General features: G+C 58.8%; 21 protein-coding genes. 11 read left to right on the forward strand and 10 right to left on the reverse strand.

Going from position 1 to position 19,973, the window contains the following annotated elements; translation table 11 throughout:
• Positions 1-2 precede the first annotated feature (2 nt).
• From aguB to AC1ROI_RS05005, 3 genes are read left to right on the forward strand one after another with little or no spacing between them, the layout of a single operon-like run.
• Entirely contained in the window at positions 3-911 is a 909-nt protein-coding gene (gene aguB / locus AC1ROI_RS04995; RefSeq protein ID WP_077750105.1) for an N-carbamoylputrescine amidase, read from the forward strand.
• Position 912: 1 nt separating this feature from the next.
• On the forward strand, positions 913-2,010 hold the full coding sequence (locus AC1ROI_RS05000; protein ID WP_102593382.1) for an extracellular solute-binding protein: 1,098 nt from the start codon (positions 913-915) through the stop codon (positions 2,008-2,010).
• 23 nt (positions 2,011-2,033) lie between these two features.
• Positions 2,034-3,152 (forward strand): agmatine deiminase family protein, encoded by a 1,119-nt coding sequence (locus tag AC1ROI_RS05005; RefSeq protein ID WP_102593383.1) that lies wholly within the window; start codon positions 2,034-2,036, stop codon positions 3,150-3,152.
• A gap of 49 nt (positions 3,153-3,201) precedes the next feature.
• Here AC1ROI_RS05005 and AC1ROI_RS05010 read toward each other — a convergent pair whose 3' ends face one another.
• A complete protein-coding gene (locus AC1ROI_RS05010) occupies positions 3,202-4,152 on the reverse strand; it encodes a helix-turn-helix domain-containing protein (protein ID WP_010459147.1) in 951 nt (316 codons plus the stop codon).
• Positions 4,153-4,446: 294 nt separating this feature from the next.
• Between AC1ROI_RS05010 and AC1ROI_RS05015 the strand changes: the two genes are divergently transcribed.
• The 3 genes from AC1ROI_RS05015 to AC1ROI_RS05025 all read left to right on the forward strand — a co-directional run bounded on the left by AC1ROI_RS05015 (position 4,447) and on the right by AC1ROI_RS05025 (position 7,878).
• Complete coding sequence (locus AC1ROI_RS05015; RefSeq protein WP_102593384.1) at positions 4,447-5,754, forward strand: ABC transporter substrate-binding protein; 1,308 nt, start codon at positions 4,447-4,449, stop codon at positions 5,752-5,754.
• 196 nt (positions 5,755-5,950) lie between these two features.
• Complete coding sequence (locus tag AC1ROI_RS05020; RefSeq protein ID WP_077750110.1) at positions 5,951-6,724, forward strand: L-iditol 2-dehydrogenase; 774 nt, start codon at positions 5,951-5,953, stop codon at positions 6,722-6,724.
• A 227-nt stretch (positions 6,725-6,951) separates the two neighbouring features.
• Complete coding sequence (locus AC1ROI_RS05025; protein ID WP_077750111.1) at positions 6,952-7,878, forward strand: Gfo/Idh/MocA family protein; 927 nt, start codon at positions 6,952-6,954, stop codon at positions 7,876-7,878.
• Positions 7,879-7,966: 88 nt separating this feature from the next.
• Here AC1ROI_RS05025 and AC1ROI_RS05030 read toward each other — a convergent pair whose 3' ends face one another.
• Positions 7,967-8,677, reverse strand: coding sequence for a tRNA (adenine(22)-N(1))-methyltransferase (locus AC1ROI_RS05030; protein ID WP_219734250.1), 711 nt, complete (start codon positions 8,675-8,677; stop codon positions 7,967-7,969).
• A gap of 276 nt (positions 8,678-8,953) precedes the next feature.
• On the opposite strand from AC1ROI_RS05030, the gene AC1ROI_RS05035 reads away from it, so the two are divergent.
• The 3 genes from AC1ROI_RS05035 (at position 8,954) to AC1ROI_RS05045 (ending at position 12,278) form a co-directional block, all read left to right on the forward strand.
• The gene (locus tag AC1ROI_RS05035; protein ID WP_077750115.1) at positions 8,954-10,813 is read left to right on the forward strand and encodes an ABC transporter ATP-binding protein; all 1,860 of its coding nucleotides are present in this window, start codon (positions 8,954-8,956) and stop codon (positions 10,811-10,813) included.
• A gap of 254 nt (positions 10,814-11,067) precedes the next feature.
• Positions 11,068-11,562 carry a cupin domain-containing protein gene (locus tag AC1ROI_RS05040; RefSeq protein WP_010459158.1) on the forward strand — a complete coding sequence of 165 codons (495 nt, stop codon included), beginning with the start codon at positions 11,068-11,070 and terminating at the stop codon, positions 11,560-11,562.
• Positions 11,563-11,819: 257 nt separating this feature from the next.
• Positions 11,820-12,278: a MarR family winged helix-turn-helix transcriptional regulator gene (locus AC1ROI_RS05045; RefSeq protein ID WP_010459160.1), complete on the forward strand. Its 459-nt coding sequence runs from the start codon at positions 11,820-11,822 to the stop codon at positions 12,276-12,278.
• 14 nt (positions 12,279-12,292) lie between these two features.
• Here the strand turns inward: AC1ROI_RS05045 and AC1ROI_RS05050 are convergent, their stop codons facing one another.
• The 4 genes from AC1ROI_RS05050 to AC1ROI_RS05065 form a co-directional block, all read right to left on the reverse strand.
• On the reverse strand, positions 12,293-12,745 hold the full coding sequence (locus AC1ROI_RS05050; RefSeq protein ID WP_102593386.1) for a hypothetical protein: 453 nt from the start codon (positions 12,743-12,745) through the stop codon (positions 12,293-12,295).
• A 110-nt stretch (positions 12,746-12,855) separates the two neighbouring features.
• Positions 12,856-13,284: a nuclear transport factor 2 family protein gene (locus AC1ROI_RS05055; RefSeq protein ID WP_010459164.1), complete on the reverse strand. Its 429-nt coding sequence runs from the start codon at positions 13,282-13,284 to the stop codon at positions 12,856-12,858.
• 198 nt (positions 13,285-13,482) lie between these two features.
• On the reverse strand, positions 13,483-13,806 hold the full coding sequence (locus AC1ROI_RS05060) for a hypothetical protein (RefSeq protein WP_102599589.1): 324 nt from the start codon (positions 13,804-13,806) through the stop codon (positions 13,483-13,485).
• A 131-nt stretch (positions 13,807-13,937) separates the two neighbouring features.
• Entirely contained in the window at positions 13,938-14,510 is a 573-nt protein-coding gene (locus AC1ROI_RS05065) for a chorismate mutase (protein ID WP_102594920.1), read from the reverse strand.
• 390 nt (positions 14,511-14,900) lie between these two features.
• On the opposite strand from AC1ROI_RS05065, the gene AC1ROI_RS05070 reads away from it, so the two are divergent.
• Positions 14,901-15,746 carry a helix-turn-helix transcriptional regulator gene (locus AC1ROI_RS05070; RefSeq protein ID WP_102594919.1) on the forward strand — a complete coding sequence of 282 codons (846 nt, stop codon included), beginning with the start codon at positions 14,901-14,903 and terminating at the stop codon, positions 15,744-15,746.
• Between the two features lie 46 nt (positions 15,747-15,792).
• On the opposite strand, the gene AC1ROI_RS05075 is transcribed toward AC1ROI_RS05070, so the two are convergent.
• Positions 15,793-16,302 carry a YkgB family protein gene (locus AC1ROI_RS05075; protein ID WP_010459172.1) on the reverse strand — a complete coding sequence of 170 codons (510 nt, stop codon included), beginning with the start codon at positions 16,300-16,302 and terminating at the stop codon, positions 15,793-15,795.
• Between the two features lie 362 nt (positions 16,303-16,664).
• Entirely contained in the window at positions 16,665-17,591 is a 927-nt protein-coding gene (locus AC1ROI_RS05080) for a LysR family transcriptional regulator (RefSeq protein WP_102594917.1), read from the reverse strand.
• A gap of 142 nt (positions 17,592-17,733) precedes the next feature.
• On the opposite strand from AC1ROI_RS05080, the gene AC1ROI_RS05085 reads away from it, so the two are divergent.
• A complete protein-coding gene (locus AC1ROI_RS05085; RefSeq protein WP_010459176.1) occupies positions 17,734-18,135 on the forward strand; it encodes a RidA family protein in 402 nt (133 codons plus the stop codon).
• 86 nt (positions 18,136-18,221) lie between these two features.
• On the opposite strand, the gene AC1ROI_RS05090 is transcribed toward AC1ROI_RS05085, so the two are convergent.
• Together AC1ROI_RS05090 and AC1ROI_RS05095 are read right to left on the reverse strand one after the other, a co-directional pair.
• Positions 18,222-18,626, reverse strand: a complete 405-nt coding sequence (locus AC1ROI_RS05090; RefSeq protein WP_102594916.1) for a DUF6632 domain-containing protein — start codon at positions 18,624-18,626, stop codon at positions 18,222-18,224.
• Positions 18,627-19,058: 432 nt separating this feature from the next.
• A complete protein-coding gene (locus tag AC1ROI_RS05095) occupies positions 19,059-19,943 on the reverse strand; it encodes a LysR family transcriptional regulator (protein WP_102594915.1) in 885 nt (294 codons plus the stop codon).
• Between the last annotated feature and the right edge of the window lie 30 nt (positions 19,944-19,973).

The following is a 19,973-nucleotide window of genomic DNA, read 5'->3' on the forward strand; positions in this document are numbered from 1 at the left end:
CCATGACGCTACTGACGATTGCTACCACCCAGATGCCGTGCACCTGGGACTTGCCGAACAATCTCGATCAGGCCGAGCGACTGATCCGTGAGGCGGCCGCGAAGGGCGCCCAGGTCATCCTGTTACAGGAGCTGTTCGCTACGCCGTATTTCTGCATCGAGCAAAGCCATAAACATTTGGCGTTGGCCGAAGAGTATCGATACAGCGGCGTACTCAAACGCTTTGCTGCGCTGGCCAAGGAGTTGGGGGTGGTGTTGCCGCTGAGCTGGTTCGAGAAGGCTGGCAATGCCTACTTCAATTCCCTGAGCGTGGCCGACGCCGACGGGCGCTTGCTGGGGGTGTATCGCAAGACCCACATCCCCAACGCCATCGGCTACCAGGAGAAGGAGTATTTCAGCCCCGGCGACACCGGTTTCCGTGTCTGGGACACGGCGTTCGGGCGCCTCGGCGTCGGGATCTGCTGGGATCAGTGGTTCCCCGAGACCGCCCGCTGCCTGGCGTTGATGGGCGCCGAAGTCTTGCTGTTTCCCACCGCCATCGGCTCTGAGCCGGGGTGTGCAGCGCTGGATTCCCGTGACCACTGGCAGATGACCATGCGTGGCCATGCCGCTGCGAACATCCTGCCGGTGGTGGCGGCCAATCGCGTCGGTCGTGAGGTGGCGACCACCGATGCGGCCTTGCAAATGAGCTTCTACGGCTCGTCGTTTATCTGCAACCACAAGGGCAAGTTGCTCGCCGAGGCCGATCGCGACAGCAGCGGCGTGCTGGTCCACAGCCTGGACTTGCACGCCATGCGCGAAGAACGCCTGAGCTGGGGCATCTACCGCGACCGTCGCCCGGACATGTACGGGGCGTTGCTGAGTCAGGACGGTCGTCACCTTCATGCACGCTGGAACACTCAAGGAGTTTGATATGCGCATTCCCCGCAAGCTGTTGCTCGGCGCCTTGGGATGGGCAATCGCCTCGTCGCCGCTGCACGCCGAAGAGAAGACCCTGCGGCTCTACAACTGGGCCGATTACTTCGCCGAAGACACCCTCGCCAGATTCACTGCCGAAACCGGGATCAAGGTGATCTACGACGTCATGGACGGCAGCGAAACCCTGGAGGCCAAGATGCTCGCCGGCGGCAGTGGTTATGACCTGATCTTCCCCGGCGACACCGTCGCCGAACGCTTGATGCGCGCCGGCAGCCTGCTGCCGCTGGATCGCTCAAAACTCACCGCTGTGGACGACATCGAACCCGGTTTGCAGAAGCTGCGCAGGCAGTACGAAAGGTCGAGCCAGGCCACCGTCCCCTACACCTGGGGCACCATCGGACTGACCTACAATGACGAACAGGTCAAACAGCGTTCGCCCGACGCCCCGGTCAACAGCCTGGACATGTTGTTCAAACCGGAACTGGCGGCGAAATTTGCCGATTGCGGCATCTCGATAATCGACTCGCCGGACGAAGTGCTGGCGGTGGTGCTCAACTACCTCGGGCGTGAACCGCGCAGCGCCAAGCCTGAAGACCTGGCCGCAGCGAGTGAGTTGCTGATGAAGCTGCGACCGCACATTCGCAAGTTCCAGTCGCAACCCGTGACCGATCTGGTCAACGGCAACCTGTGCCTGTCCCTCGGTTACAGCGGTGACATGACCCAGGCACAACGCACCTCGGACAGCGCCGGCAAGCACACTCGATTCGAGTACCGCATTCCCCGCGAAGGCACGACCGTGTGGATGGACACCATGGCCATTCCAGTCGACGCCAGACACCCGGAGTACGCCTACGCGTTCATCAACTTCGTCATGCGCCCGCAGAACATGGCGGCCATCAGCAATTTCACCGGCTACCCGACATCCAACGCCAAGGCCCGCCCGGACGTCGATGCGACGATGCGCAACAACCCGGATATTTACCTCGATGAGGCCACCTATGCGCGGCTGATTCCGGGCAAGGACATTCCCCAATCCGACATGCGGGCGCGGATGCGCACCTGGACCAAATTCAAGACGGCGACAGCGAAATGAGTGCTTCAGACAAGGATCAACACATGCCGACACGTCGGGATTTCATCAAGCAGGTGTCGGTGATTGCCGGTCTCGGCGCCGCAGCTTCCCTCGGCTTCAGCTTTGCGCCCGTGCACGCAGCGACACAAGGTCGTTGGCGCATGCCGGACGAGGGCGACCGACATGAACGGGCCTTCATCGCGTTTGGCGCACAGAGCGCCATCTGGGAGGATTTCACGCCCGAAGTGCAAGCGACCATGGGCCTGATCGCCCGCACCATCGCCCGCTATGAGCCGGTCACCGTGTTCTGCCGCCAGGGCGAGCGGCGTCTGGCCGAACGACAGTGCGGCACGGCCAATATCACCTACGTCACCACTGAGCTTGACGACATCTGGATGCGCGATATCAGCGCCAATTTTGTCATCGATGGCGAAGGCGGACTCGGCGCCGTTGATTTCAACTTCAACGGCTGGGGCAACAAACAGCAGCATGACGAGGATGCGCAAGTGGCCGCTTTGGTGGCCGAGACTACGCAGGCACGTTATCTGCGCAGCGAACTGGTGGGCGAGGGCGGCGGTATCGAAGTGGATGGCCACGGCACGGGGATCATGACCGAAAGCAGCTGGATCAACCGCAACCGCAACCCCGACTGGACCAAAGCCGAGGTCGAGCAGGAACTGAAAGACCGTTTGGGGTTGCGCAAAATCATCTGGTTGCCGGGCATCAAGGGCAAGGACATCACCGACGCTCACGTTGATTTCTACGCGCGGTTCGTCAAGCCGGGCGTGGTGGTCGCCAACCTCGACAACGACCCCGATTCATACGACCGGAACGTGACATTGGCGCACCTGGACATCCTCAAAAACGCCACCGATGCGGATGGCCGCAAGCTGCAGGTGCATACCTTGTCGCCACCGCTCAATCCGCGCAAAAGTCAGTTCACCCGCAACAACCCGGACTTTGCTGCCGGATACATCAACTACTTTCTGGTGAATGGCGCGGTCATTGCGCCCGAGTTTGGTGACAAAACGGCGGATACGAAGGCCTTTGAACTGTTGTCGCAGCTGTACCCGGACCGGGAGGTGGTACAGCTCAATATCGACGCCGTCGCGGCGGGTGGCGGAGGGATTCACTGTGTGACCAGTCATCAGCCGGCGGTTTGAGCGCAATGGAAGCGAGTCCAGGCTGAACCGCCTGGCTCGCATCGCTCATTCAATGGGCTTTGGTGAACGGCAGGGAGGCGTGGGGACCGTTGCGATTGAACAGGGTCATCGCCGAACCGCGACGGTATTCACTCGGGGTCTGGTCCATTTCGATACGGAAGTGCCGATTGAAGTTGGACAGGTTTTCATAGCCCACTTCAAAACAGATGCCCGCCACTGACATCTCGGTTTGCAACAGTAGCCGGCAGGCACGCTGAACCCTGAGCTTGCGCATCAGGTCGATGAAACCGTGGCCGGTGACTCGCTTGAAGAAGCGCGAAAAACCGGGCTCGCTCATGTTCAGGCGCTGGGCAATCACCGATAGGCGAATGTCGCCTGTGAGCTCGGTCAACAAGTAGTCAAAGGCCTTGTGGATGCGCTCGGAGCTTTGGGCATCCAGGGTTGGCGCGTAGTAAGCGCTGGCGAGCACATGGACGTCTTGGGAAGGCGCTTTCATCAGTGCATTGATCAGTTGCAGAAACAGAATCAGGCGTTCGAGCCCCTGAGCGGGGCCAATGTCTTCCAGCAGATGTGCGGCCTGCACAGCCGTTGCGCCGCAGAACTCCAGGCCCCGGCGTGCACGTTCAAACAGGTGCTGAAGCTCGCCCAGTTCGGGCATCGTTTCACGCAAGGCCAGAATCGCGGCACCGTCGAATTGCAGAACCACATCGCGTCCTGCCAGGAACTCGCCGGGTGCCAGATCGCCTATCCAGTCATGGGGCAGATCAGGGCCGATCAGCGCCACATGTCCGGCACCGAATGCGCCGATGTAATCGCCCGCAACCAGCTTGCCGCTGCCTTGGCGGATCAGATGGATTTCGAATTCCGGGTGGTGATTCCAGCGAGCCAGGGAGTAGGGGTAGTCGTGTTCATACCAGCGAAAACAATGATCGGGCTCGGGAAGAATGACCTCCAGTTCGGCGGGGCGCTGTTCAAACAGCGCGGCTCGGCTATCAGGCATGGCAGGTCTCTTTCTTTGTTATTTGTTGTTCGTATGCAGGCAACATACGCCTTCCTGCCTGGCGCTTGCTAGCTCGGGGATTGCTTGGCACTGATACTTTTTTGATCGCCAGGCTGTGTCCCGGGGACGGTAAAAAAAGTATCGGGTCGCCGTCCTCTGTGCGTTTGTCCGGGGTTTTCCAAGCTGGTGTAATCAAGCCGTCCACCATGGCTGCGCAGCTGTATTTGCCCGGCAATGGTTAACAACAAAAATAATAGCTTCCGTCGTCCAGGGCGCGAAGCGGAGAGCACTACGATGACCATCCCGAAAGCACTGTACATTTTTGCCGGCCTGTCTTTTGCCCTCGTCAGTCATGCAGCCGAAACGGTCACCATCGCCACTGTGAACAATGGCGATATGATCCGGATGCAGCGGCTCTCCAAGATCTTTGAACAGCAGCACCCCGACGTGAAGCTCAACTGGGTGGTGCTGGAAGAAAACGTCCTGCGTCAGCGCCTGACCACCGATATCGCGACTCAGGGCGGGCAGTTCGACGTGCTGACAATTGGTACTTATGAAACACCGCTGTGGGGTGCCAAGCATTGGCTTGAGCCGATCACGGCACTGCCGCCGGCCTACGATCTGCAAGACATCTTCCCCTCGGTACGCCAGGGCTTGTCGGTCGACAACACGCTCTATGCCTTGCCTTTCTATGGTGAAAGCACGATCACTTATTACCGCACCGACCTGTTCAAGGGCGCCGGGTTGACCATGCCGGAGCATCCGACCTGGACGCAGCTCGGCGAGTTCGCCTCCAGGCTGCACGAACCCGATAAAGGACAGTACGGCATGTGCCTGCGGGGCAAGGCAGGGTGGGGTGAGAACATTGCGTTGTTGAGCACCATGGCCAATGCCTTTGGCGCCCGCTGGTTCGATGAACAGTGGCAGCCGGAGCTGGCCAGCCCGGAGTGGACCGCCGCGGCGCACTTCTACGTCGACACCCTGAAAAAGTATGGGCCACCCGGTGTGTCGAGCAATGGCTTCAACGAGAGCCTCGCGCTGTTCAACAGCGGCAAGTGCGCGATCTGGGTGGATGCCAGCGTGGCGGGATCTTTCACGACGGACAAGGAACAGAGCAACGTCGTCGACCGCGTTGGCTTTGCCCCGGCACCGACGCAGGTCACCGACAAGGGTTCGTCGTGGCTGTATGCGTGGTCGCTGGCGATACCGGCCACCTCCAAGCATAAAGAGACAGCCAAGGCGTTCATCACGTGGGCCACGTCGAAAGAATACATTCAGCTGGTCGCTGAAAAAGACGGCATCGCCAATGTTCCGCCAGGCACGCGTCAATCCACGTACAACGAGGCCTATCTGCAAGCGGCGCCTTTCGCGCAAGTGACCTTGCAGATGATGCAGCACGCTGACCCTGCACACCCCTCGATCAAGCCGGTTCCTTACGTCGGCATCCAGTACGTCACGATTCCTGAGTTCCAGGCGATAGGCACCTCCGTGGGGAAACTGTTTTCCGCTGCGCTGACGGGGCAAATGTCTGTCGATCAGGCACTCGCTGCCGCACAGACCTCCACCGAACGTGAAATGAAACGCGCCGGTTATCCCAAGTAGCCAACGGTGCATCGGGGCCACTGTCCTGGTTTGTCTGGACACCGAGTGGCCTCCATCGCGGACAAGCCACGCGCCCACAGGATTGCGCAATTAATGTGGGAGCGGGTCTGTCCTGATGCGTCTCGCTGCCTGAACGCTACACCCCGCCTGCCCTTGATCGGGCTTACCCGAATGTTAGAAAACGGATGAACCATCAATGAAACGACTCGAAGGAAAAAGCGCGCTTGTCACAGGGGCTGCCCGAGGCATTGGACGTTCCTTTGCCCAGGCTTACATTCGCGAGGGAGCGACCGTCGCTATCGCGGACATCAACCTGGAGCGTGCCCAAGCCACGGCCACCGAGCTGGGGCCTGACGCATACGCTGTCGAGATGGACGTTACCCGCCAGGCGTCCATCGATGCGGCCATCGCCGCTGTCATCGCGCAGACCGGCAAGCTGGATATCTTGATCAACAACGCCGCACTGTTCGACCTTGCACCCATTGTCGATATCACCCGCGACAGCTTCGAGCGTCTGTTTTCGATCAATGTGGCAGGAACGCTTTTCACCCTGCAGGCAGCGGCCCGTCAGATGATCATTCAGGGGCATGGCGGCAAGATCATCAACATGGCCAGCCAGGCCGGACGAAGAGGGGAGGCCCTCGTGGGGGTGTATTGCGCGACCAAAGCGGCGGTGATCAGCCTTACCCAATCCGCAGGGCTGGACCTGATCAAGCATGGCATCAATGTGAATGCCATCGCCCCAGGTGTCGTCGATGGCGAGCATTGGGACGGCGTCGATGCAATGTTTGCCCGCTATGAGAACCGGCCATTGGGTGAAAAGAAAAAGCGCGTGGGGCAGGAAGTGCCTTTTGGGCGGATGGGCACCGCTGAGGACCTGACGGGCATGGCGATTTTCCTCGCGTCGTCCGAGAGCGAATATGTGGTGGCTCAGACCTACAATGTCGACGGTGGTAACTGGATGAGCTGACCTGTTTTTGCGCCGGCGTGGCGACGGTGCGATGCCTTCGCCACGCCGGGTTCAGGGGGGCGTCGGTGGCGGGCCGCTATCGACCCTCGGCGTTAGTTGGCAGGGATAGCATCGCTCACGCTCGCGTGCCAGATGAAACGTGAGCACATCATCAATGACTTCCCCGCCACACAAACGTAATCTTGCCGATTCGCGTATCAAGAAAAACAAAAAATCAGGAGTCATTGATGCAACCGATCCGTCTCGGTCTGGTGGGCTACGGCAAGATTGCCCAGGATCAACACGTCCCCGCTATCAACGCCAACCCCGCGTTCCAGTTGGTTTCTGTCGCCACGCAAGGGCAACCCTGCGCCGGGGTCGAGAACTTTCGGTCCCTGGGTGAGTTGCTCGACAAGGGCCCGCAGGTCGATGCGATTGCGTTTTGCACACCGCCGCAGGGGCGCTTCGCGCTGGTGCAACAAGCGCTGGCCGCCGGCAAACACGTGCTGGTCGAAAAACCGCCGTGCGCCACGCTGGGTGAAGCGATGGCATTGGTGAGCCAGGTGCAGGAGCAAGGCGTCAGCGGATTGTTCGCCTGGCATTCACGCTATGCGCCCGGTATCGAAGCCGCCCGTGCGTGGCTGGCTACCCGCACCCTGCACAGCGTGCAGATCGACTGGAAGGAAGACGTACGCAAATGGCACCCCGGTCAGGCGTGGATCTGGCAACCGGGCGGCTTGGGCGTCTTCGATCCCGGTATCAACGCGTTGTCGATTGCAACCCATCTGTTGGCGCTGCCGCTGTTTGTCGAGTCTGCTGAACTGCGAGTCCCCAATAACTGCCAGTCGCCGATTGCCGCTTCGATCAAAATGTCTGACGCGCGTCACCTCGACGTGCGCGCAGAGTTCGATTTCGACCACGGTCATGACGAACTCTGGAGCATTGAGATTCGCTGCACCGAAGGCACCCTGCGACTGGACAACGGTGGCGCACTGCTGAGTATCGATGGCGTGCGTCAAGCCGTCTCGGAGGAGGGCGAGTACGCGGCGGTGTACCGACATTTCCAACAGCTGATTGGCGACAAAACCAGTGACCTGGACCTCCAGCCGCTGCGACTGGTGGCTGACAGCTTTTTTGTCGGCAGTCGGGTATCGGTTGAGCCGTTCTACGATTAACGGCTGCTCGGTCAAAGGTTGGGGCAAGCGTCAGCGCGCACAGAACCCGAAAATGACACCCGAGCGCTGCTCCAGAATCGGGCTGACGCTACATAACGGCGGCGGGTTCCAGCAGCTCGGTGATCCATCGGGCCTGCCGGGCGATCTCTTGCAGCTTCGCCTCGGGCACGGCCTGCCGCGCACGGGCGAAGTGGGTCAGGGTCTGCTGCTTGTGGCGCAAGATGCGCTGCCACTTGAGCAGGAACGCCGGGCTGCGTGCCTGCATCTGCAGCGGGCCGAAGTACAACTCCTCGGCGGTGTACGTCACCGCAGAGGCGCGCTCGGCGACGATGATTTCGTAGTCAAAGCGGTTTTCCCGCAGCAGTTCCTCGCAGAGGATGCGGTAACCGTTGTCCATCAGCCATTGGCGCAACGGCTGCTCGCCGCCGTTGGGTTGCAGGATCAGGCGTTCCTGGCCGCTCAGGTGCGCCTTGCCGCTGTCGAGGATGTCGCGGATCGTCTCGCCGCCCATGCCGCAGATGCTGATCGCCGTGATCCCATCTTCCGGCTCGATGGCCGCCAGGCCATTGGCCAGGCGCACGGTGATTCGCAGGTCTTGACCGCTTTCGCGCACGGTGCGTTCAGCCGAGTGGAACGGCGTCAATGCCACCTCACCGGCCACCGCCGATGCGATGACGCCCCGGCGCATCAACGCCACCGGCAGGTAGCCGTGATCCGAGCCGATATCGGCGAGGCGCGCACCGGCTGGCACATGCGCCGCCACGCGTTCCAGGCGCATGGACAATGTCTGTTCGTTCAACCGCAACCCCTTTTCACCACAAACGACCGGCACTTTGGCCGAATCGGGGCGCCATTCTGTCGAGCAACGCCGTGCATTTCAAATTCCTGCGACCGGGGCCATGGATCGCCCGGTGCCTTGGCGCTCGAAGCGAACATGAATCCGAGCACTTTCTGCCATTGCTGAGTCAGTTCGGCGGTGCAATCGGCCAGCAGCGCCTTACCTCAATTTCACAAAACCCTCAAAGCAACCGTTCAATGGCAGAATCTCCCCCACTTGATCGTTTTGGAGAACACCATGCTTCGTGCGTTTGAACGAAGACTCGACCCTTTTCCTCCTGACGAGGTACCACCACCACCCGCCGGTCTGGCTCGTTTCCTGTGGGCCTGTACCCGGGGCGCCCGCGGTTACATCCTTGCGCTTGCGTTGCTCAGTGCCTGTGTATCGATCTACGAAGCCTGGCTGTTTTCCTTCCTCGGTCAGGTCGTGGACCTGCTCTCGACCTGGCAGGCGGGCGGTGAAGCGGCGGCGCAGGAAAGTCGCGTGTTGTGGGGCATGGGCATCGTCATGGTGACCAGTGTCGGGCTGGTGGCGTTGCGCACCATGGTGCAGCACCAGATATTGGCGATTAACTTGCCGTTGCGGCTGCGTTGGGACTTCCATCGCCTGATGCTGCGGCAAAGCCTTTCGTTTTTCTCCGATGAGTTTTCCGGGCGAGTCACTACCAAGGTGATGCAGACGGCGCTAGCGGTGCGCGACGTGCTCTTCACCCTGATCGAGATCGCACCCGGGATCGGGGTGTATTTCATCGCGATCATCGCACTGGCCGGCGGCTTCGCGCTGAAACTGATGCTGCCGTTCGTTGCCTGGGTCGTGTTGTTCGGTCTGGCCATGCTGTACTTCGTACCCCGTCTGGGGAAAGTCGGGCAGGAACAGGCCAATGCGCGGTCGATGATGACCGGGCGTATCTCGGACGCCTACACCAACATCACGACGGTCAAACTGTTCTCCCACTCCAATCGTGAAGCGCACTTCGCGCGTGCCGCGATGGAGGATTTCAAGCAAACCGGCTTTCGCCAGATGCGTCTGGTCAGCCAGTTCGAGATCGTCAACCAGGCATTGGTGGTGGCGTTGATCATGGCAGCCGGTGGTTATGCCCTGTGGCTATGGCACCTGGGTGAGGTTGGCGCGGGTGCCGTGGCGGCAATCACCGCCATGGCGCTGCGGATCAATGGCATGTCGCACTGGATCATGTGGCAAATGACCTCGCTGTTCGAGAGCATCGGCACCGTACAGGACGGCATGGCAACACTGACCCTGGGCGCCAAGGTGCAGGATGCACCGGGCGCGGGCGCGCTGGTGACCTCTGGCGGCGCAGTCACCTTCGATAAGGTGAGCTTCAACTACAATGGCGAACGCCAGGTGCTCGACGGCCTGAGCCTGAGCATTCGCGCGGGCGAAAAAATCGGCCTGGTCGGCCGCTCTGGCGCTGGCAAATCCACGCTGATCAACCTGCTGCTGCGCTTCTACGACGTCGACAGCGGGGAGATTCGCATTGACGGCCAAAACATCGCACACGTGACGCAAGAAAGCCTGCGCGGCTCCATCGGCATGGTCACGCAGGACACCTCCCTGCTGCACCGTTCTATTCGCGACAACATCGCTTACGGCCGTCCCGATGCGACCGAGGCGCAAATTCGCAGCGCCGCGGCCAATGCCCAGGCCGATGGATTCATTAGCCAACTGAGCGACCGGCAAGGCCGTACCGGCTACGACACCCTTGTGGGTGAGCGCGGCATCAAGCTGTCGGGCGGCCAGCGCCAACGCGTCGCGATTGCCCGTGTGATGCTCAAGAACGCCCCGATCCTGCTGCTTGACGAGGCCACCAGCGCCCTGGACTCGGAAGTCGAAGTCGCCATTCAGGAAAGCCTCGATGAAATGATGCAGGGCAAGACCGTGATCGCTATCGCCCATAGGCTGTCCACGATTGCGGCCATGGACCGACTCATCGTCATGGATGACGGACGCATCATCGAACAGGGCACTCACAGCGAATTGCTTGGGAAGAACGGCGTCTATGCGCGGCTGTGGCAGCACCAAAGCGGCGGATTCCTGGGTGAGGACAAGGGTGTGTTCGAGGCGATGGATCAGGTGTGAGGGGGGAGGGTGAGCGTCCGGGCGAACTGTTGGTTGGCAACAGCCCGGACTGAATTCATCCCTCCGTTGGAGGTTGTGTCAGCGCAGACGCTCGCGAAGTGAAAGGGCTGGCCATCGCCGTGAGTCGGGGGGGTGTTATGACACCTGTTATTGAATTGATTACATTGCGTATCAACTGAAATACGCATCAGCGGCATTATCACAGGCGATCGCCACCCCTACAGTAGAGAGGACATTTTTCTCAGGGGCCTCCCATGATTCAGAGCATTATGAAAACTGCTTGCCTGACTACGTTTCTTGCCCTGTGTACAACCCTGTCGGTGGTTCAAGCACAACCATTGCCGCTCGGTAAAACCGGTGCTTTGTATAACGAAGACGTGGAGTGGCGTAGCTTTCCAGCGTTTCCGCAAGCAGTAAAACTGGCTGTACTGGTCGGTGATCCTGCCAAGCCAGGCCCCTACGTCGTGCGAGTCAAAGTACCGAATGGCACGAAGTTAATGCCCCATACCCATCCTGAAGACCGTATATACACCGTCATGTCCGGTGTGTTTTACATTGGTTTTGGGTCTGTGTTTGATCCGGACAAGTTGGTCGCTTATGGCCCGGGCAGTGTCGTGGTGCTCCCGGCTAACACGCCGCATTTTCACTGGGCCAGATCGGGGGAATATATTTCTCAGGTGTACGGAACAGGTCCGCTGGGGCTTGAGTACATTGACCGTCGTGACGATCCTCGTCATGCGTCAAAGTGAAGAAGAGGGGCAGGGCAGGCTCATCCCTTGGCCCGGTGACGCAAGCGCGAGTATGAAATCAGCATGCTGGTCAGCTCCTGCGTGAAAGTGATCTGAACCGCGCGATCAAGGGGCGTTCCCGTTGGACCGGTCGTCGGCCTTCAAAGGCCTGATCGACCTGAAAGCGCCGGCCGTAGTAGTGAGCACTTCCGATGCCATCGCATGCGACGTATAGTCTGACCTTGCAGTCCATCCGTCTTTGGCCACAGAGAACGCTCATGAAATCCACCGAAAAGACAGCCGCCCTCGACCTGAAGCTTTCCGACTTCCTGTGCTTTGCTGTCTATTCCTCTAACCTCGCTTTCGGCAAGGCATACAAGCCAATGCTTGAACGGCTCGGACTTACCTACACGCAATACATCACCCTTGTGGTGCTGTGGGAAGAAGACAACCAGACCGTTGGCAGCCTCGGCGAAAAGCTGTTCCTCGAATCCAACACCCTCACGCCGATCCTGAAGAAACTGGAGGCGATGGGTTATCTGCTGCGCCAGCGCGACCCGGAAGACGAGCGGCAGGTTCGCATCCGCCTCACAAGCGAGGGGCGAAAACTGCGTGAAGGCCTCACGGAAGAAGGCTTCCCGCAAACCGGTCTTGATCCCGACGAATTCGTGCAAATGCAGAAAGCCATTGTGAAATTACGGGACAACCTCATCCGTACTACGAAAGACAGGGAATAAGCCGTTTCGAATGGCTACTTCACTGCGCCTCCCTGCTTGATGTCACCGCAAAAAATATCGACGTTGCCACTCTCCGGAGCCGTTCGCACGACGATGGAATACTCGCTGGAAAGCAGGTCTTGCAGGGCGATCGGTGCACTTCTTGAGAACGACCAGCCGCGTACAGGTTCGCGCTGGGTGTTGACCTTGTCGTTCATTGCAAAGGCCACTGGCCCGGGTTGCTGGCAGGTGCCTTTATGGATGAAGCTGTAGAGACGCAAGGGCAAAGTCGCTCCGCTGGGAGCTCCCGTGATGAAGAAGCTGAGTCCGGTCTGTTTTTCCCAGCTTGTCAGCGTGACGTTGCCGATCTGCCCGGTGTTCTGTCGGGTGGCGACCAAGGGGACAGACACGCCATGGTCTGTTGAAGTGGCGCAGCCGAAAAGGCTTACGCTGATCATTAGGGTTGCAAGTGAGCATCTGAAGTTCATTGCCAACTCCTGCGTAAGAACTGCAATGGGTGATTAGCCGGTATAGAGCGAGGTGCTCGGGTTGCCTATCGGCCCCCCTGCAGCACCTCGCGCCAACCGATGCTTTGCAATCAGGCTTTGCTGGCGGCCAGAAAAGCGCCAAGGCGTTGTCCCATTTGCTCGCCCAAGGCTTGCAAGGCACTGAATGGGCGAACCATCACCTCGAATTCAACGATTTTTCCGTGTTCATTGAAGCGGATCATGTCGATACCCTTTAACTCTTTACCGTTCACTTTGGCGCTGAACTCCAGGACGACGCTCAAGCCGTCGGCCGTCGACAGTTCCCGGTGATAGGCAAAATCCTCAAATACGTTGACTACCGTGTTGAGAATCATCGATACCACGGCCGCTCCCGGGTAGGGCGTGTGGGCCATCGGTGAGCGGAATACTGCCTGTGGGTCCAACAACTCGGGCAGGGCGCTCAAGTCACCCTTGCGGATCATGTCGTGCCATTGCTTCAGGGAGTGTGCGGCGTTGGGGTGCAGGTTCAGCTCAGACATTTTCAACTCCTGTATTTTTGTTGTTCTGTAGAACGTTTCAGTGTTGCACATGCAGTGTCGCCCGATGGCTTGCTGCAAGACCCTGATAGTGCCGCCAAGATCGACTGGCGGCTATGCGAATGTACTAAAAGTAGCTCACGAAAAAGCCCGGCGGGTCAGGCCGGGCTTTTTGATGGGTACCGCTGTGAAGCCATTCATTCAGGCAACGCGGTTTTCGATCAGACGGTCGGAACCACCTTCGGCGACGCGGTTCTCGATCAGACGGTCGGAACCACCTTCGGCAACGCGGTTCTCGATCAGACGATCGGAACCACCTTCAGCTACGCGGTTTTCGATCAGGCGGTCAGAACCACCTTCAGCAACGCGGTTTTCGATCAGACGATCCGAACCACCTTCAGCCACACGACTTTCAATCAGACGATCCGAGCCGCCTTCAGCGACAACCGGGTGAGCAGAAGAAGCGGCGAAAGCGTTAACTGCAAAAACCGAGAAAGCGATGCTGAGAAGGATTTGGCGTTTCATGATGGTGTGCTCCGGGGTGTAGTTGTTTGGTATGGAGGCGATGTTACGCCCCGGAGTTTTTAAGAGAACTTCATTGAGTTAATGGTGACTATTGATGCAGTCAATGGCTGCCCGAGACTACCGTCGGCCTGTCACTGATCGGCGACACACAGCTCCCCGGTCGCGCGTATCAATGCCTGACCATGCAGTTGGTCCTTGATCAGGCCGGCGCGTGCCTCGCCCAGCCAGTTGGGGCAGTTCGGGTCTTTGCGATAGGGCGCGAACTCAGCGTATTGCTGCAACAGCCGGTTTTGCAGCTCATCCAGTTGGGGCCTGATCTGTTTGGCAAGGTCCGGCCGCGGTGTGTCAGGCGCCTTGCCGGCCGCCCGCCAATTGGCGAGCAGTCCGTATTGCACGAGCTTGTTGGCTTCAATCTGTGCGGCGATCAACTCGGCGACCTGTTCCGGGTCCAGTTTGCGTTTAACCGCCATCTTCCTGGCGTTAGCGATGACTTGCGCTTCTCGGGCACTGTCCTGGATGGGTTTGCCGCTGTCCCACTTGGCCAGCGCCACCAAATCACCAATGTTCAGTCGCTCATTCATCGTCACCAGCAGCGGTTGCAAACTCTCGGGCGCTGGGGAGGGCGTGCTCGCCTGTGCGCCGCCAGCGAGTAAACCGATCAGGGCGCAGGCCAGCAGTTGCGGGATGCGTGGGGAGTGGGGCATAAGCAAAACCTCGTCAGAACTCAGGACTCACACAATCAGGTGTTGTGTATCACACAGGTGCGCCAAGCATACAACGCCTGGAGCGCCCGCTGAGTCAGACTGAAACTCAGAACAAACATACTGATTTCAGTCTGCACTGTGCAGACTCATGGACAGTCAGGCTGCATGTTCATTTTTTGTAAGTGTTGTTGAAACAGGCCTTTCAGCCGGGCCGCAGACCCACTGGCGCGCGAGGTCAAAAGCTCAAGCGGGTGGACACCTGAGGTCGATGCGCCGGCCTCATTCGCCAATTGCCTGCTGATACCCGCCGCGTGTGGAAAGGACCCAACCGGACCGCAACCCCCTCGGTGATATGCTATTTCGTATCTACACCTCGCCCAGAGATCGCCCATGGATCGCTTGTCTACACTGTTGTCGCAGTTCGGCGTGCGCGCCAACCTCTTTTACAACGGCAAGCTTTGCGGCATGGCGTCTTACGACGGTGCTGACACGCGAGGTCATATTCACCTGCTTCAGGCCGGTGCCCTCACGTTGCAGGGGCTCGATCGCAAGGACTTGCTGCTGACTCGGCCCAGTCTGATTTTTCTGCCCCGACCACGCCGGCATCAACTGTTTGCCAATGAACCCGAAGGGGCTCAACTCCTGTGCGCATCAATGGAGTTCGAGGGTGGGGTCGATAACCCGCTGTCGGCTTCGTTACCCGACCTGCTGGTGCTGCCCCTGGATGAGCTACCGATGCTGGCCGACACGTTGAGATGGATGTTCGTTGAGGCGGCGGGCGGACATTGCGGCAGGGAGGCTGCGCTGGATCGCTTGTTCGAATTGCTGATCATCCTGTTGTTTCGGCATCTGCTCGACCACCACCAGTTGCACACCGGAATGATGGCCGGGCTGGCCGATTCACGATTGGCGCGCTCCCTGGTCCAGATTCAAAACGCACCGCATCGTCCCTGGTCGATTGCCGAGCTTGCGAGCGAGTCAAACATGTCGCGCGCGGCCTATGCCGTGCATTTCCGGGCCGTCATCGGGCAGACACCGGCCGATTATCTGTTGAGTTGGCGTATCAGCCTGGCGCAAAAGCGTCTGCGTGAAGGGCGACCGATCACGCTGATCGCCGCCGAGGTCGGTTATGAAAGTCCTTCGGCGCTTGCCCGCGCTTTTCGTCGCAAGACGGGCTACAGCCCCCGGGACTGGATGAAGGATTCGGCAGGAGAGGCTGATGGGGAAATGGCCTGAAAACCTCGAGCGGTTTCAGGCCATTCCTGGAGGACAAATCATCGGTTCAACGCGATTCCAGTGCAGTCAGAGAATGGCCGGCCACGAAAACCGAAGCGGCAAGCAAGCCGATATCCTTCAGGAGAAACTGACCAGGTGCAACCGAAATGGCCGGGAAACCGAGGCCGGGTTCAATCACGCCAGGTGTCGACAACATGAAGCTCAAGGTCGTGAAAAACAATCCGGCAGACAACGCACCCCCGATCAATGAAAGCTTGGGTGACAGCAGGCGCCCCGCAATAAGGAGTCCGATCGAGACTTCCAGGATACCGAGCAGACTGGAGAACGTATCCACACTGAAAATGTTGTAGACCCAACCGAGGAAAGGGCTGTTGCTTACCAACGGGACCAGGCCCTCGGCTTCATAGTGCGTGAACTTCATGCCGCCGAACCAGAAGTAAATGATGGCCAGAGCAACGTAAGCACCGTAGGTGCCGATCGCCGTGGTTCTAACCCCGAGCGATGCTTTCTGAGTGACGCCGGACGTTCTGCAGTTCTCATTGTTCAAGGTAGTCATGATTCAGGCTTCCAATAATGTGGGGATTCAAACCCAGCGCGGTTTACGTTGGGAGTGGACACAGTGTTGCCTTTGATCCCACGCTCTTGGCTTCTGAACGTATTGAGAACTGTGCAGATCGTCTTGACTCACTTCAGGTCTTGAAAAGAGGAGGGCGGCTGGACCATCGCGTCCCGGCGCCTGCCCATGACACTGGCCAGCCTGTTGCTGTCCCTGGAAATGATCTTCGCGACCTGCCTGGGGCTGCTGTTGTGTTTACCGGGCACTCGGTGCCGGAGGGGCATCGCACTGATTGTGGTGGGAGCCGTCACAGCGATCATTTGGACAAAGCGACCGCCATGGCGAATTCCCCAACGCTGTATTCACGAGTCATGTCCGTCGCTGACAGGCGCATGGTGTGCCATCAGCTCAGCGACCCAATCGATGAACACGCGCAGTTTGATACTGATATGCCGATTTGGCGGAAATGCCACGTAGATGGGCATCGGATCGAGTTTCCAGTTCTCGAACAGGGGCACTAACTCGCCGCGTGCTTCGAAGGTCTTGGACATGTACTTTGGCAGCCAAAGCACGCCCAGTCCGGCAAGGCCGGCCGCGAGGTAGGCATTGCCATCGTCGACTGCCAGCGCGTAGCGACCTTTGATTCGGACACTCTCAACGTCGTTGTGCAGGGCATAGGGCACGGCTTTGCCGGTGCGCGCCCACAGGAAACCGACGATACGGTGATGCGAATCTTCCAGCTCCCGCGGATGCGCAGGCGTACCGACGCGTGCCAGGTAGCTGGGCGCTGCAAAAACACCAAGCTGGAGGTCGCCTACTCGTCGGGCCATTAACGACTGATCCGTCAGCTCGCCGCCGCGCACCACGCAATCGACGTTCTCATCAATCATATCCACGATACGATCGCTGACGCCCATGTCGATCTGGATGTCTGGGTACCGCTCGTAAAACGCAGGCAACGCGGGTACGAGAATCATGCTGGCCAGCGGGCTTGGCACATCCACTCGCAACCGGCCCCTGGGCAGCGTCGAGGCGCCGGACAGGCTGGTCTCGGCGTCGTCCATGTCGGCCAGCAATTGAAGCACTCGCTCGTAATAAACGGCACCGTCGGCGGTGACGTTGACTTTGCGAGTCGTGCGGTTAAGTAATTTGACGCGCAACCGTGCCTCAAGCTGCTGGACCAGTTGTGTCACGGTGGTCTTGCTCATGTGCAGTGTTTCGGCTGCCTTGGTGAAGCTGCCCGCTTCCACCACTCGAGCAAATGCCTGCATTGCATCAAAACGGTCCATTGCTGCCCCGGCTATCGATCAGATTGTTTGGATTTCACAAACAGTGATAGCTACGGTTGCTTGTTTATCGCCCAGGCACAAGTCCTTACAGTCTCGACATCGTTTGTTCCGGGTCTGCGTAGACCCATTGATGGAGGCACCTATGACACAGCGTGATGTTGTTTTTCCACCCGGACGCCAGGCGCTTTATGAGCGCAATCGCTATTCGCCGGCTATCAAGTCCAATGGTTTCTTATTCGTGTCGGGACAAGTCGGCAGTAACGAAGACGGCTCGCCCGAACCCGATCTGGAGGCCCAGGTTCGACTCGCGTTCAACAATTTGAATGCAATCCTGGGCGCTGCCGGTTGCACCTTCGACGATGTGATTGACGTCACCGTCTTCATCGTCGATCCCGAATCAAAGTTCGAGACGATCTGGAAGGTTCTGCCAGAGTTCTGGGGTAACGCGCCGCACCCGACGCTGACCGGCGTCGGCGTCACGTGGCTCTACGGTTACCAGTTCGAGATCAAGGTGATCGCCAAGCTTCCAGAAACCACGGGATGACCTGAGATCTGACGTATCGACAGCTCGCCCGTGGTTGCTTTACTGAAACGCAATTTTCGTCCCGATCCTGACAGTCAAACTTGCTCTTAGGCCCCATTGTGTGTCCGGGGCTGAGCGGCCAATTGCGAGCGGGGCGTCAAGATGGCCAAGGCAACCGCCACGATGAAAAGCGCCGGCACGTCACCTGCCAAGTGCCCCATTTGCCCCGGCTGGGTGAGCGCCTGGACGGTCATGATTCCTCCGTGAACGGCGCTAGACCATACGGTGAACCAGATTAGGCTCAGATTGGCTAATGGGTCGCGTGCGGCCAGGATCAAGAACACCCCAAGTGTGGCGTAGAGGCCAACGATCATCATCGGGTAGTCCGAGTGACCGACGTGCCAGGCCCAGCCGGACGGCCAGAACAACATCAGTGGGTAGAGCGCAAGGCACGCGAGGCCAGCCAAAACTAGAACGACGCGCAAATACCTGAGGCGATCGACTACGGTCATGGCGGACTCCTTTTTGGGCCTAACTCTAAGTTGACCTCAAGTGGGGTGATAACACCTTCACGGGCTTGGTCGACTACATTCCTTGCTCTGTCATCTTGCCTGGCTAGACCGGGCATTGTGACTGTCGGGCGACCGCTGAAGGGGGTTATACACCATGGTCGGAAAGCCCCATCTGCTCAATCAGTTCCGGCAGTAGACCAAGCATAGCTATTCATTAGCTATCGCTTCGTCCACCGGTTGAATCCACAGCCGATAGCTGCCCGTCATGAAGTCAGAAATCGACCCATAGCTGCCGGTGAGCGTCGGCAGATTAGCTGATAGCTATATTTCGAGAAATTATAGATCCGGCTATAGGCGGTCTTGTGGTTGGCTGCTTGAATATGCTTACCGATGAGTCGATTTGGTAATTACTTGTTTGGCTGCATATCAAACCTACGCTTTGTTGAAGAAACCAGCAGTCTGGGCAAAGTCGACGAAACGCTTGTTCGCCAGGGAAAGGTATTCGTTCGCTCGCCAACATAACCTGAAGCTCATGGTCTGGGCTGGTTTGAACGGCACTCCAACGATCCCCGGCTCGCGTTCCTGTACTGAGCGCAGGAGCGTGGATATCCCCATTCCGTCGAACGTCGCTTTTGTCACAAGGGATACAAAATTGCTTTGCAGTGCAATCCGATAGCTGATGCCAGAGGCCTTACAGAAGGCATCGAGCAGATGGCGTTGCAGGAATGTCTGATCGAACACCACCATCTCTGCGCCTTGCAACTGATGGGCTTCGAGGTGAGGCTCAGTAGCCAGTGAATGATCCTCCCTCATGCACAGCACCATCTCGTCGTTGCCAAGCAGCACCGATTCCCATGCGCTTCCCACTCGCCGAGATTCGAGTAATGCCACGTCGATTTCGCGATTTTCGAGGCGCTGGCTAATCGCGTCCGCGCTGCCTTCTATGACGGTCATCACGATTCCGGGGTACTCACGCCGAAAGGCGCTGAGCAGATCCGGGACATAGTTGATCCCGAACATCGGTGGTACGCCCAACTTTATTTCGCCACTGTGCAGTTGAGCCATGTCACGCAGTTCCTGGCGTGCCATGTCCAGCTCCAACAGCGCCAGTTCGACACGGCCCAGAAAGCATTGCCCTTCAGCCGTGACCGTGATTTGTCGTGGCGCACGGTTGAAAAGGATGACGTCCAACTCTTCCTCAAGGCGAGTCACGGCCATGCTCAATGCAGGCTGGGCGATATGAAGCGTGTGTGCTGCCTTGGTAAAGCTGCCTTGACGGGCTATTTCGACACAGCATCTGAGCGCTTTCAAATTCACTTCCGGGCACTCCATTTTCTGAGTTCACAT

It is taken from the genome of Pseudomonas sp. GW823-FHT02C02 (genome assembly GCF_058797635.1).